At 61.7% G+C, this 13,527-nt stretch carries 9 protein-coding genes and 1 tRNA gene; 3 read left to right on the top strand and 7 right to left on the bottom strand.

Annotation, left to right across the window (positions count from 1 at the left end):
* Window positions 1-108 precede the first annotated feature (108 nt).
* On the top strand, window positions 109-1,830 hold the full coding sequence (gene phaC, locus SB725_RS08355) for a class I poly(R)-hydroxyalkanoic acid synthase (RefSeq protein ID WP_410921546.1): 1,722 nt from the start codon (window positions 109-111) through the stop codon (window positions 1,828-1,830).
* 44 nt (window positions 1,831-1,874) lie between these two features.
* On the opposite strand, the gene SB725_RS08350 is transcribed toward phaC, so the two are convergent.
* From SB725_RS08350 to fdnG, 7 genes are all read right to left on the bottom strand, one after another.
* A tRNA-Sec gene (locus SB725_RS08350) sits at window positions 1,875-1,970 on the bottom strand.
* Window positions 1,971-1,976: 6 nt separating this feature from the next.
* Entirely contained in the window at window positions 1,977-3,884 is a 1,908-nt protein-coding gene (selB, locus tag SB725_RS08345; protein WP_410921545.1) for a selenocysteine-specific translation elongation factor, read from the bottom strand.
* On the bottom strand, window positions 3,881-5,311 hold the full coding sequence (gene selA, locus SB725_RS08340) for an L-seryl-tRNA(Sec) selenium transferase (RefSeq protein ID WP_410921544.1): 1,431 nt from the start codon (window positions 5,309-5,311) through the stop codon (window positions 3,881-3,883). The genes selB and selA overlap by 4 nt, the downstream gene beginning before the upstream one ends.
* 53 nt (window positions 5,312-5,364) lie before the next feature.
* A complete protein-coding gene (gene fdhE, locus SB725_RS08335; protein WP_410921543.1) occupies window positions 5,365-6,291 on the bottom strand; it encodes a formate dehydrogenase accessory protein FdhE in 927 nt (308 codons plus the stop codon).
* Window positions 6,292-6,295: 4 nt separating this feature from the next.
* Window positions 6,296-6,949 (bottom strand): formate dehydrogenase subunit gamma, encoded by a 654-nt coding sequence (locus SB725_RS08330; protein ID WP_027923192.1) that lies wholly within the window; start codon window positions 6,947-6,949, stop codon window positions 6,296-6,298.
* On the bottom strand, window positions 6,946-7,881 hold the full coding sequence (gene fdxH, locus SB725_RS08325; RefSeq protein ID WP_059182968.1) for a formate dehydrogenase subunit beta: 936 nt from the start codon (window positions 7,879-7,881) through the stop codon (window positions 6,946-6,948). Before fdxH ends, SB725_RS08330 begins: the two co-directional genes overlap by 4 nt.
* Window positions 7,882-10,947 carry a formate dehydrogenase-N subunit alpha gene (gene fdnG, locus SB725_RS08320; protein ID WP_410921542.1) on the bottom strand — a complete coding sequence of 1,022 codons (3,066 nt, stop codon included), beginning with the start codon at window positions 10,945-10,947 and terminating at the stop codon, window positions 7,882-7,884.
* A 310-nt stretch (window positions 10,948-11,257) separates the two neighbouring features.
* Here fdnG and SB725_RS08315 point away from each other — a divergent pair, with 310 nt between their 5' ends.
* A complete protein-coding gene (locus SB725_RS08315) occupies window positions 11,258-12,412 on the top strand; it encodes a MalY/PatB family protein (protein WP_410921541.1) in 1,155 nt (384 codons plus the stop codon).
* A 219-nt stretch (window positions 12,413-12,631) separates the two neighbouring features.
* Window positions 12,632-13,489 carry an SDR family oxidoreductase gene (locus SB725_RS08310; RefSeq protein WP_194940031.1) on the top strand — a complete coding sequence of 286 codons (858 nt, stop codon included), beginning with the start codon at window positions 12,632-12,634 and terminating at the stop codon, window positions 13,487-13,489.
* Window positions 13,490-13,527: the final 38 nt, after the last annotated feature.

Raw genomic sequence — 13,527 nt, 5'->3', positions numbered from 1 at the left:
CTCGATGCTAAAGACTCAAAACTGCCTGCGTGCTTGCTGACGGCGGTGCCGAAGTCCGGCGCCGCTGCTTTTTTTCTGCCCGTTTTACGTATATGGGCAAGGAGTTCCATGGACAACAACGCACACACCTTCAACACCTACTGGTCAGGCCAGGTTCCGTTCATTGCATCCTTTGCAGTGCAACAATTACGTGTGTGGGTCAGCACTAATCCGTGGTTTGACGGCCAGGAGTACAACGAGTGGTTCGAGCTGCCGGGCGATGTCCTGGACAGCCTTCAGTCGGACTATCAGCTGCAATGGAGCGACCTCGGCCACCGTATGTTGATCGGTCAGCCCTTCGCCTTTGAAGACCGCCGTTTCGCCAGCGGAAACTGGAGTGATCCCCTGTTCGGCTCACTCGCCGCGTTTTACCTGCTCAACGCCGGTTTTTTGCTGAAACTGCTCGACAAGCTGCCGATCAAGGACAAGAAGCCGATCAAGGACAAGAAGCCGCGCCAGCGCTTGCTCTACCTGGTGGAACAAGCCATCGCTGCCGGCGCCCCCAGCAACTTTCTGGCGAGTAATCCCGATGCGCTGCAACGGGTCGTCGACACCCAAGGCAGCAGCCTCCTCACCGGCATGCTGCACCTGGCCAGCGACTTGCAAGAAGGCAAGATGCGCCACTGCGACAGCGGCGCGTTCAAGGTAGGCGTCGATGTGGCCAATACCCCCGGCGACGTAGTGTTCGAGAACGCACTGTTCCAGCTGATTCAGTACTACCCGCAAAGCGAAACCCAGTACCGGCGCCCGGTTTTTGTCGTACCGCCCGCCATCAACAAGTTCTACATACTCGACCTGCGACCGGACAACTCGATGGTTGCCCATCTGTTGAAACAAGGGCATCCGGTGTTTCTGATGTCGTGGCGCAACTTCGACCAGGAACACGCAGGCACCACCTGGGATGATCTGATCGAAACCGGCATCATCAAAGGCTTGCAGGTCACCCGCGAAATCAGCGGCGAGCAACGTCCCAACTGCGTGGGTTTCTGCATCGGCGGCACACTGTTGAGTACGGCGCTGGCGGTACTGGCGGCGCGCGGGGACAAAGAGGTCGGCAGCATAAGCCTGTTGACCACATTCCTCGATTACCTCGACACCGGCCCCATCGACATCTTCGTCGACGAACAACTGGTGGACTACCGCGAGCGCACCATCGGCGGCGTGAATGGCCCCCTCGGCCTGTTCAAGGGCGAGGACATGGGCAATACCTTCTCGCTATTGCGTCCCAACGATTTGTGGTGGAACTACAACGTCGACAAATACCTCAAGGGCCAGAAGCCGATGGCTCTGGACCTGCTGTTCTGGAACAACGACAGCACCAACCTGCCTGGGCCGATGTATTGCTGGTACCTGCGCCACACCTATTTGCAGAACGACTTGAAGTCAGGCGAGCTGGACTGTTGCGGGGTCAAGCTGGACCTGCGCGCCATTGATGCGCCCGCCTATATCCTCGCCACCCATGACGATCACATCGTGCCGTGGAGAAGTGCCTATGCCAGCACCGAGCTGCTCTGCGGGACCAAGCGCTTTGTGCTCGGCGCCTCGGGGCATATCGCCGGGGTGATCAATCCACCGGCGAAGGAAAAACGTCACTACTGGACCAATAACCGACTCTCCAAAAACCCCGAAACCTGGTTCATGAACGCGCAGCAGCATTCCGGCAGCTGGTGGAATGACTGGTTCGCCTGGCTCGACGAACATGCCGGTGAGCGCCAGCCGTCGGTGCTGCACACCGGGAATGCGCAATACCCGGCGCTGGAGTCGGCACCCGGGCGATATGTGATGCAATAAGCCACGAGCCTGTTCGGCGCCTCGCAAGCCCGCTCAGCAAAAAATGGCGGAAGGCAGCCGGAGTCGAACCTGCCCGGGAACGGATGCCGTCCCCAACCGGGTTTGAAGCCCGGCCGCGCCACCGGGCGCGATTGCCTTCCTTGAACTCAGTGGTGGTCTTTTTGCGCCAAGGCACTGTCGAGACGGATCTGGCGTTTGTCGCCCAGGCGTCGAGTCAGGCCGATGCGGTCAAAGTACTCCAGAATCTGAATGCTGCGCTTGCGGCCCAGGCCGACCACATCGCGAAACGCCGCGACCTGAATCACCGGGTCGTGCTCGGCCAGTTGCAACAGCATAGCCGCCAATCGACGGATCATCGCGTCGGTGTAGAACAGGTCCCGCACCACTTGATGCAGCAACCCCAGCCGCGCCATTTTGCGCAACAGCAGGCGCACGCTCGCCTCGTCATGCCCCAGTTGACGCACCCATGGCGGATCGAAAGCGGCCTGTTCAAACAACGGTTGCAAGCGCTGCCACAGGGCCTCGTCTTCTTCACTCAGGCGCACTTGATGACCGGGTAAATGCAGCCAGGGTCCGCTGGTGGCGATAGCGCCGCTGGCGAGTAAATCGTCGAGCAGACGGAGGAAGGTCGGGCGTTCCAGCGTGGTGGCGGTGAAGCGACGCAAGCGATCACGGTCCGGGCCCATTTGATCCGGCTCAAGTTCATGAAAGCGTGCGAGGTGTTCCAGCAAAGGGGCCTTCAGGGCTTCCCAGCGGGCCGAACTGAACAGCAGCGGACCTTGGCGGGTCTCGATCAAGCGCACGTCATCGGGTAACACCCAAGTCCCGCGCGGACGGTTGAACTGGCGCTCCAGTTGCCGTGGATCAAGGCCGCTCTCGCTGTTGGCCAACAAGGCCGGCAGGAGTTCTTCCAGTGAATGGCGGGTGGCGAGCGCCTGAAGTTGCGCCAGTCGTTCGGGGCTGCGACGGTGTCGGGTCGGGGCAAACGGATCAAGCACCCGACCACCGCCGAGGGTACGCTGGGCGCTCTGATCCCGCAGGATCAACGGATCGCCTGTCACCGCGTGCACCGGGGCATTCAGCAGGATTTGCGCAAACATCCGCCCGCCCGGTGCCAGGTTCGCACCTTCCAGCAACGCCACCCGCCCCGTCACGTCTTGAGTGCCAAGGTGAACATGCACCGGTTGAAAATGTTCGAAGGCTTTGGCTTCGCTGGCCAACAAACGCAGCTCGATGTCCAGTCGTTGAGTCGGCGCAGATAGCCACTCCGCCAGCAACCATTGACCACGGTGGATGTGCTCCAGCGCCAGGCGCTCTGCACTCAGGTTCAATGCCACGCGTTGGCCGGCAACCGCGGTGTTCGCCGCCTGATTCTGCGCATGCAAACCGCGCACTCGAACAGGTTTGCCCAATGGACTCAACACCAGTGTGTCGCCCACCGTCACTTGCCCCGACAACGCCGTACCCGTCACCACAATGCCGGCGCCGGCGACGCTGAAGGCGCGATCAATCGCCAGACGAAAACCGCCGTCGGTACTGCGTTGATGCACGTCACGCTGTGCGTCGAGTAATGCCTGACGCAGCGTCTCGACACCTTCCCCGCTCACACTCGACAGCGCGATTTGCGGCGCATCGGCATAGGGGCCGGGCGCCAATAGCGTGGTCATCTGTTCATGGACGACTTGCACCCTGGCTGGCTCGACCCGGTCGCACTTGGTGATCGCCACCAGCGCCCGGGGAATGCCCAGCAGTTCAACAATCGCCAGGTGTTCGCGGGTCTGCGGCATGACGCCGTCATCCGCCGCGACCACCAGCACCACCAGATCAATGCCCTGCGCCCCGGCCAGCATATTGTGGGTGAAACGTTCGTGACCGGGCACGTCGATGAACCCGGTCAATTCCGCGCCCGGTTCCAGCGCGGCATACAGGTAGCCAAGATCAATCGTCATGCCGCGTTCACGTTCTTCCCGGCGCCGGTCACCGGCCTGCCCGGTCAACGCCTGCAACAGCGCAGTCTTACCGTGATCGATGTGCCCTGCGGTGCCGACGATCACCCTGCCCGCCCCTCGACGGCTAACTGATCGAGTTGCTCCAGCCATGCAACTTCATCGTCCAGTTGGCGCAGATCCAGCCACAGCGCGTCGTCGTCGATGCGGCCCAGTACCGGAATGGCCAACTGACGGAACGCGGCTTCCAGCCCCAGCAACTGCCGGCCGCGCAGACGTTTGGACACGTTAGGCCGCAGGCATAACGCGGCACTCGGCAAGCGCGCCACCGGTTGGCTGCCGCTGCCGATCATGCCCAGCGCCGGCAGCGCACTGACGCTCCAGCCTTCACCCAAAACGTGGGCCAGCGACGGTTGCAGCCGTTCGGCTTGCGCGAGGATGTCGGCGTGCGGGCGAGTCAGCAGGCGCAGGCTCGGCAGGCGTTCGGCCAGGCGATCCGGGTCGCGGTACAACCCCAGCACCGCTTCGAGCGCGGCCAGGGTCAGTTTGTCGACCCGCAGCGCACGCTTGAGTGGGTTCTTCTTGATCTTCGCAATCAGGTCCTTGCGCCCGACAATCAACCCCGCCTGCGGGCCACCCAACAATTTGTCGCCGCTGAAAGTGACGATGTCCGCGCCATCGAGCAGCGCCTGGCGCACCGTCGGTTCGGCGGGCAGGCCCCAGCGGGTCAGGTCCAGCAGGCTGCCGCTGCCGAGGTCTTCCAGCAGTGGTAATCCATGACGGTGTGCCAACTGCGCAAGTTCGGCGGTCGGCACCCGTGCGGTGAATCCTTCGATACTGTAGTTGCTCGCGTGCACGCTCATCACCAGACCGCTGCGCGGGCCGATGGCCGCCTCGTAATCACGGGCATGGGTGCGGTTTGTGGTGCCGACTTCATGCAGGCGAACCCCGGCCCGCGCCATGATGTCGGGAATGCGGAACGCGCCGCCGATTTCAATCAGCTCGCCCCGGGAAATGATCCCTTCCTTGCGCGCACCCAGACTGTTGAGCGTCAGCAGCACCGCTGCCGCGTTGTTGTTGACCACGGTCACCGCTTCGGCGCCGGTGAGTTCGCGGATCAGGCCTTCGATCAGGTCATCACGGTCGCCACGTTTGCCGCTGCTCAAATCAAATTCAAGATTGAGCGGATAACGTGCGGCCATTTGCACGGCTTCGATGGCGACATCCGGGAGCAACGCCCGGCCGAGGTTGGTGTGCAGCACCGTGCCGGTCAGGTTGAACACCCGGCGCACATGGCTTTGGTGATGCCGGGCCAGACGCTCACCGGCCCGCCCCGCCAAGACCTGCGGGCTGATTTCCACGGCATCGAGTTGCCCGGTCAGCACCGGTTCGCGCAAGTCATCGAGCAATTGCCGCAGGCTTCCCAGCAGCGCGTCACGCCCATAACGCTCGGCCAGGGGTTGGCAGGCGGGATGGCGCAACAGACTGTCGATGGAAGGCAGCCGCAAGGTTTGGCTGGCGGAAGGTGAAGGCATCAGGCGCTCCTGGAAACGATTGACCGTCGCGCCTGAGTGTAGCCGTTGAGTGTTCAGTCGCCTCCGGGGGCCAGCAGCAGGTTCGGCGCGGGACGCAGGTAGCCTTCCTGTTCCAGGCGCATGTCGAGCATCAGGCTGCTCAAGTCTGCCGACAGCGCTTCCGCTTCTGCGTCGTTTTCCAGGTAGAGCTGTTTCAGGTAACTGCGACAGCCGGGGCAGGTTTCGGCGCGCAATGGCGCTTGATTGGCAGCGTGGCGGTCGTCATCGAGGCTGACGTATTCCAGGCCTTTGCTCTGCTCGCAATACACGCACTTGACCCGCACCACGTGCCATTCGCAGGCGCACAAGGAGCACACCAGATAACGCAAACCGTTGTGTTTACCGCGATGGCGAATCACCCCGGCCATCGCCGGTGAACCGCAGGCCGGGCATTGATTGAGGCTGTCGCCGGGTTTCAGCGCGAGGTCCGGCGTGCTCAGCAGCCAATGACTCCAGGCCGCTTGCAACGCGGCGCCAAGAAACGGCACCAGCCCCGCGGGCAACAGCGTGAACTGGCCGCTGACCAACGCCACCGCCCAGGCCTTGCGTTGCCCGGCGTCGGTACTGCGCAACGTCGCCAGGGCTTTTGCTACCGCCGGTTGCGGCGCTGGCGGGCAGTGCTGCAACAAGGCGTCAAGGTACGGCAACCAATGGCCCTCGCGCACCAATGTGTCGGCGGCCAACGGTGGCAGGCCGTGCGCCTGGCAGACCTTGATACGTTCAGGATCAGGCAAGGTGGTGACCGGCGGAGCGTCGATCAGGCGCTGCTGCACATGACACAAACCGGCCACCAGACGCAGGTAATCGGCCAGCGGATGCCCTTCGGCCAATCGTTCCAGCCTCAAGGCACGCAAGGTGAACAGGTTGTGCGGCGGCAGGTACAGAAACGGCGGTGAACTCGCCGCCGCTTCAATCTCTCCAGGTTCAAGAATCGTCGCCAAGGGCTTATCCTTTTTTGCTGATCGGCGGATCGGGGTGTTCGTCGCGCGTCACTTCGCGGTACCAGAGTTCATGGTGTTTTTTTGCCCAGGCGCGGCTGACCCAGCCATGCACCATGGCGCTGACCGAGCCCTTGATCCAGATACCGGCGTAGATGTGGATGATGATGCTCAACACCAGCACAAACCCCGCCAACGCGTGCAGCAGCATGGCCCAGCGAATCGCAGTGATGCCGAAATAATCGCTGAAATACGCGCGCCAGATGACCAGTCCGGTCAACAACAGCGCAAGCATGCAGGCCAACAAGGTCCAGAACAGCAGCTTCTGTCCGGGGTTGTACTTGCCAATGGGCGGCACGCCCTCCTCCTCGTTTTGAATCACCCTGTCGATCCGCTTGAGCCACAAGCCGTCATTGCGGATGAAGAAGTTGGCCCGCCAGAAGCGAAACACCAACCCGAGGAACAGCACGAACATCACCACGCCCATGAAGGGATGCAGGATGCGCGTCCACGGGCCACCACCAAACAGGTTGCTGAGCCAGAACAGCGCCGGATGAAACAGCGCCAGCCCGGACAGTGCGGCCATGAAAAACAGGATCGCCACCAGCCAGTGATTGGTGCGCTGGCCAGCGGTGTAGCGCAGGATCTGTTTGCGGATCATGGTCTGTCCTCCCCGCGCGGATCAAAGGTATGCACCGATGGATCGACTTCGTGCACCGCATTGTCCTTGAGCGGCGGCAACTCATCCTCCTCCACCACCTGCGGCCCGGTGCGCACGTAATGGAAGAACCCGGCCAGCACCGCCAGGCCCATCGCGAGCAAGCCCAAGGGTTTGCTCACGCCTTTCCACAGCCCCACCAACGGACTGATCGCCGGGTCTTTCGCCAGCCCGGCGTACAGTTGCGGCGTGTCGGCGTGGTGCAGCACGTACATCACGTGAGTACCGCCGACACCGGCCGGGTCGTAGAGGCCTGCGTTTTCAAAACCACGGCTTTTAAGATCAACGATCCGTTCGGCCGCATGTTCCTTCATGTCTTCCTTGGTACCGAAGACGATGGCGCCGGTCGGGCAGGTTTTCACGCAGGCCGGTTCCAGTCCGACTTCAACCCGGTCCGAACACAAGGTGCATTTGTACGCCTTGTGATCCTTTTGCGAGATCCGTGGAATGTTGAACGGGCAACCGGTGATGCAATAGCCGCAGCCGATGCAGTGGTCCTGGTCGAAATCGACTATGCCGTTGGCGTGTTTGATGATCGCGCCGGGGCTGGGGCACGCCGCCAGGCAACCGGGTTCGGCGCAATGCATGCAGCCGTCCTTGCGGATCAGCCATTCAAGGTTGCCGGCGTCGGTTTCATGCTCGGTGAAGCGCATCAGGGTCCAGGTTTCTGCGCTCAAATCCTGCGGATTGTCGTAGGTGCCGAGGTTGTGGCCGACGTCGTCGCGCAGCTCGTTCCATTCAGAACAAGCCACCTGACACGCCTTGCAGCCAATGCACTTGGTGGTGTCGATCAGCTTGGCCACTTCCTCCTGATTGCGCACCGAAGGCGGGACAGTCGTGGTGGCCGAACGGGCAATGATGTCTTGGCTGGCCATCTAGACTTTCTCCACGTTGACCAGGAATGACTTGGATTCCGGGGTCTGTGTGTTGCCATCGCCGAGGAACGGCACCAGGGTGTTGGTCAGGTAACCGTGACGCGTGAGCCCGGTAAACCCCCAGTGCAGCGGGATACCGATCTGGTGCACCACTTGGCCGTTGACCTGCAACGGACGAATCCGCTTGGTCACCACCGCTACCGCTTCGATGTGCCCGCGCTTGCTGCTGACCCGCACACGGTCGCCGGCGACGATGCCTTTTTCCTTGGCCAGCACTTCGCCGATTTCGACAAACTGCTCCGGTTGGGCAATCGCGTTGAGCTTGCAGTGCTTGCTCCAGAAGTGGAAATGCTCGGTCAAGCGGTAACTGGTGGCCGCGTACGGGTAATCCTTGGCCACGCCGAGGGAATCCCACACCGAATCGAAGATCCGCGCCGCCGGGTTGCTGGTGGCTTTTTTGTTGGTCGGGTGCAGCGGGTTGATGCCGATCGGCGTTTCGAACGGCTCGTAGTGTTCGGGGAACGGGCCTTCGTTCATCTTGTCGACGGCGAAGAACCGCGCCACGCCTTCGGGGTTCATGATGAACGGATTCATCCCCGCTTCCGGTGGCACGTCGGCCTTGTAGTCGGGCACGTCGGTGCCGCCCCAGACCTTGCCGTTCCACCACACCAGGCGTTTTTTCGGGTCCCAGGGCTTGCCTTGTGGATCGGCCGAGGCGCGGTTGTAGAGAATCCGCCGGTTCGCTGGCCAGGCCCACGCCCAGCCTTGGTGCTGGTGCATGCCATACGGATCGCTGTTGTCGCGCCGTGCCATCTGGTTGCCGGTTTCGGTCCAGCTGCCACAGAAAATCCAGCAACCGGACGCGGTGCTGCCGTCGTCCTTGAGCTGGCTGAACGCGGCCAGTTGCGCATTGCCCTTGATCGCCGCGCCCGTGGCATCGGTGAAGTCAGTGGTGGCGTAGCCGTTGATTTCCTTGGCCAGTTCTTCCGGTGAAGGTTCGTCGGGGACCTTGTACTGCCACGACAGTTTCAGGATCGGATCGGGATAGGCGCCGCCCTTCGATTCATAACGCTGACGCAGGCGCAGGAACAGTTCGGCCATGATCCGGATGTCGGTTTGTGCTTCACCCGGCCCGTCGGCACATTTCCAGTGCCATTGCAGCCAACGACTGCTGTTGACCAGCGAGCCGTCCTCCTCGGCAAAACAGGTGGTGGGCAGGCGAATCACTTCGGTCTGGATGTCGGCACTCTTCACATCGTTGTACGGCCCGACATTGCGCCAGAACTCCGAGGTTTCGGTGGACAGCGGGTCCATCACCACCAGCCATTTCAACTTGGCCAGCGCCGCCATCACCCGGTTTTTGTCAGGCAACGCCGCGATGGGGTTGAAGCCCTGGCACATGTAGCCATTGACCTTGCCCTGGCCCATCAAGTCGAACACTTTGAGGATGTCGTAGTTGGGAATGTCCAGTTTCGGCAGGTAGTCGTACGCCCAATTGTTCTCGGCCGAGGCGTTACCGCCATACCAGGCTTTCATCAGGCTGACGTGGAACTTGCTGTAGTTCTGCCAGTAGGACAGTTGCCCCGGACGCAACGGTTTTTGCGTGCGTTTGGTGATGTAGGCGGCGTATTCCTGCTCGGCGTCGGTCGGCAAGGTGAGGTAACCCGGCAGCGAGTTGGACAGCAAGCCAAGGTCAGTCAGGCCCTGAATGTTGGAGTGTCCGCGCAAGGCGTTCACGCCACCGCCGGGCATGCCGACATTGCCCAGCAGCAATTGCACCATTGCCGCGCTGCGGATGATCTGCGAGCCGATCGAGTGCTGGGTCCAGCCCAATGCATACAGGATGGTCATGGTCTTGCCCGGCACCGAGCACGTGGCGATCTCATCCCAGATTTTTTGCATGGCATCGACCGGCATCCCGCAAATCTGGCTCGCCAGGTCGATGTTGTAGCGACTGTAATGCTGCTTCATCAGTTGATAGACGCAGCGTGGGTCTTGCAGGGTCGGGTCGATCCTGGCAAAGCCGTCCTCACCGAGTTCATAGCCCCAGCCGGATTTATCGGTGTAGCTGCGCTTGGCCACGTCGTAACCGCTGAAGATCCCGTCCTCGAAGCCATAACCGGCTTTGACGATGAACGACACGTCGGTGTAGTTGCGCACGTATTCGTGCTGGATCTTGTCCTCGGTCAGCAGGTAATTGATCAGCCCGCCCATGAAGGCGATGTCGGTGCCGGTGCGAATCGGCGCGTAATAGTCGGCCACCGAGGCCGTGCGGGTGAATCGCGGGTCGACCACGATCAGCCGCGCCTTGTTGTGCGCCTTGGCTTCCGTCACCCATTTGAAACCGCACGGGTGCGCTTCTGCTGCGTTGCCGCCCATCACCAGAACCAGATTCGCGTTGGCGATATCGGTCCAGGTATTGGTCATGGCACCACGGCCGTACGTCGGGGCAAGACTTGCCACCGTCGGGCCGTGTCAGACACGCGCCTGGTTATCAAACCCCAGCATGCCGAGACTGCGAATGACCTTGTGGGTGAGGTAGCCCGCTTCGTTCGATGCCGCTGAGGCGGCGAGGAAACCGGTGGTCAGCCAGCGGTTCACCGTTTGGCCTTGGGCATTCTTCTCGATGAAGTTGGCGTCGCGGTCGGCCTTCATCAGGTCGGCGACGCGGTCCAGCGCTTCATCCCAGGAGATGCGCGTCCACTCGCTGCTGCCGGGCTTGCGCACCTGCGGGTATTGCAGGCGACCGGGGCTGTGAATGAAATCCAGCAGGCCCGCGCCTTTGGGGCACAGGGTGCCGCGGTTGACCGGGTGGTCGGCGTCACCTTCGATGTGGATGATGCTTTGCGCGACATTCTTGGCCGTATCGCCCTGGCTGTACATGATCAAGCCGCAACCGACCGAGCAATACGGGCAGGTGTTGCGGGTTTCATGGGTGGCGGCAAGCTTGAAGTGACGCACCTGCTCGGCAAAGGCCAGCGTCGGGGCCATGCCCAACGCGCCCAGGCTCGAGCCTGCAAGGCCGATACCAGCGACCTTGAAGAACTGACGACGGCTGAGGTCCATCGTGCACTCCTGATCAGGTGGAAATCCGGGACGTTGCCGGACTTTTCAATCAATCACGGTGACGGCAGCCGGGCTGCCGACACTAGAAACTCTAGACAACGCCGACGCGCCCGGTGTGAAAACCGACCGTCGGGCACGCCGGGACATCAGCCAAACCACAAAACCTGTAGGAGCCGAGCTTGCTCGCGATAGCGGTGTATCAGCCCCCCTCAATGCCGACTGTAGCGGCCTCATCGCGAGCAAGCTCGCTCCCACAGGGATTGGCGATTATCATGGCGACCATTACCAGCCCGTAGTTACGAGACCGCGCATGACTTTCGATTTTGATCAGGTGTTCGACCGCCATAACACCGGTAGCACCAAATGGAGCCGCTACCCGGCCGACGTGCTGCCGATGTGGGTGGCCGACATGGATTTTGCCGCGCCGCCGATGATCATCCGGGCCCTGCAAAAACGCCTGGAACACCCGATGGTCGGCTACAGCGTGGCCCCGGATGACCTGCGCGACGCCATCGTCGCCGACCTCTGGAACAAATACGCCTGGCGCGTCGAACCGCAAGAGCTGATCTTCCTGCCGGGGGTCGAGTCGGGTTTCAACATGGCCCTGAAAGCGCTGGTCCAGCCGCCCCAGAACGTTGTGGTGCAAGTGCCTAACTATCCGCCGCTGCGTCACGCGCCGGGGCATTGGGGCCTGAACAAGGTCGAGCTGAATTTCGATGCGCAGGCGGACGGCACCTACACCACACCGCTCTCCACCCTCAAACAATCGCTGCAAGGTGGCGGCGCCTTGCTGCTGAGCAACCCGCACAACCCGCTGGGCAAAGCCTTCCCGCGCGAAGAGCTGCAAGCGATTGCCGACATCTGCCTGGAACAGGGTGCCTGGATCGTCTCGGACGAGATCCACGCCGAGCTGTGTTTCGACGGACGCAAGCATGTGCCGATGGCGACCCTGAGCGCGGACATTGCCCGGCGCACGATCACGCTGATGTCAGCAAGCAAGGCCTACAACATCGCCGGCCTGAAAACCTCGTTCATGATCATTCAGGACCGCGCCCTGCGCGAGAAGGTCAACCACGCCCGTTGCGGCATGGTCGACAGCGTCAACCCGCTGGGCCTGGAAGCCACCCGCGTCGCCTACAGCGAAGCCGGGCCGTGGCTGGCGGAACTGAGCGCGTACCTGCAAAGCAACCGCGATTACCTGGTCGACGCCGTTCGCACCCGCCTGCCGGGCGTCACCATGAACGTGCCGCAAAGCACCTACCTGGCGTGGCTCGATTGCTCGGCGCTGGGCCTGGACAACCCGCAGCAGTTCTTCCTCGAGCAAGCCAAAGTCGGTTTGAGCCCGGGCCTGGACTTCGGCGATGACGCCGGGCAGTTCGTGCGTCTGAACTTCGGTTGCCCACGGGCGTTGCTCGAAGAAGGTATCGCGCGGATGGAGCGCAGCTTGCGTAATCGCAGGACCTGACCCACACCACATTTCCCTTGTAAGAGTGAGCCTGCTCGCGATAGCTGAGAGTCAGTCGACATAAATGCTGACGGGTGTACCGCTATCGCGAGCAGGCTCACTCCTACAGGGGGATGTGTGGGGAATTTGGAATTGTCGGCACCTCAAATCCAACCGAACTCAAGACAAAACCCCAGGGTCAACCCTTTGACCCGATTGCCTTGAATCCGGAGATTGAAGATGACTGACTATCCAAAACCACCCTTCCCCAAACAACCGCAAGCCGTCCCCGGTTCGCAGCGCAACATGCACCCGGTGCCTGACTGTGGCGAGCAGTCCTATAAAGGCTCGGGCCGGTTGCAGGGCAAGATCGCCCTGATTACGGGAGCCGACAGCGGCATCGGCCGTGCGGTGGCCATTGCCTTCGCCCGTGAAGGCGCAGACGTCGCCATTGCTTACCTGAATGAACACGAAGACGCGCAGGAAACTGCGAACTGGGTCGAACAGGCCGGTCGTCAAACTCTGCTGCTGCCCGGCGACATCGCGCACAAAGCCCAGTGCCAGGCCTTGGTCGACAAGACGGTCGAGCGGTTCGGGCGCATCGATATTCTGGTCAATAACGCCGCGTTCCAGATGAGCCACGACAGCATCGAGGACATCACGGACGAAGAATGGGTGATGACCTTCGACGTGAACATCACCGCCATGTTCAGGATCTGCAAGGCGGCACTGAAACACATGAAGGCCGGCAGTTCGATCATCAACACCAGTTCGGTGAACTCGGACCTGCCCAAACCCACACTCCTCGCCTACGCCACCACCAAGGGCGCGATTGCCAATTTCACCGGTGGATTGGCGCAGATGCTCGGGCCGAAAAACATCCGGGTGAACAGCGTGGCGCCGGGGCCGATCTGGACGCCATTGATTGTCTCGACCATGCCCGATGACGAAGTGCAGCATTTTGGTTCAGAGACCCCGCTCGGGCGGCCAGGGCAACCGGTGGAAGTGGCGCCGATTTATGTGTTGCTCGCATCGGATGAGGCCAGTTACATCACCGGCCAACGCTACGGCATCACGGGCGGCAAGCCGATCCTGTGAACCCGACCTGTAGCAGCTGCCGAAACCGGCCCCTGTAG

The sequence above is a fragment of the Pseudomonas sp. SIMBA_041 genome, from assembly GCF_046535095.1.
GTDB lineage: Bacteria > Pseudomonadota > Gammaproteobacteria > Pseudomonadales > Pseudomonadaceae > Aquipseudomonas > Aquipseudomonas mucoides.
This window is presented reverse-complemented; position numbering and strand designations above follow the sequence as displayed.

Coding starts and splice junctions, on each gene's coding strand:
- SB725_RS08310 (WP_194940031.1), top strand. CDS start 12,632: ATGACTGACTATCCAAAACCACCCTTCCCCAAACAACCGCAAGCCGTC.
- fdxH (WP_059182968.1), bottom strand. CDS start 7,881: ATGGCCAGCCAAGACATCATTGCCCGTTCGGCCACCACGACTGTCCCG.
- phaC (WP_410921546.1), top strand. CDS start 109: ATGGACAACAACGCACACACCTTCAACACCTACTGGTCAGGCCAGGTT.
- selA (WP_410921544.1), bottom strand. CDS start 5,311: ATGCCTTCACCTTCCGCCAGCCAAACCTTGCGGCTGCCTTCCATCGAC.
- SB725_RS08315 (WP_410921541.1), top strand. CDS start 11,258: ATGACTTTCGATTTTGATCAGGTGTTCGACCGCCATAACACCGGTAGC.
- SB725_RS08330 (WP_027923192.1), bottom strand. CDS start 6,949: ATGATCCGCAAACAGATCCTGCGCTACACCGCTGGCCAGCGCACCAAT.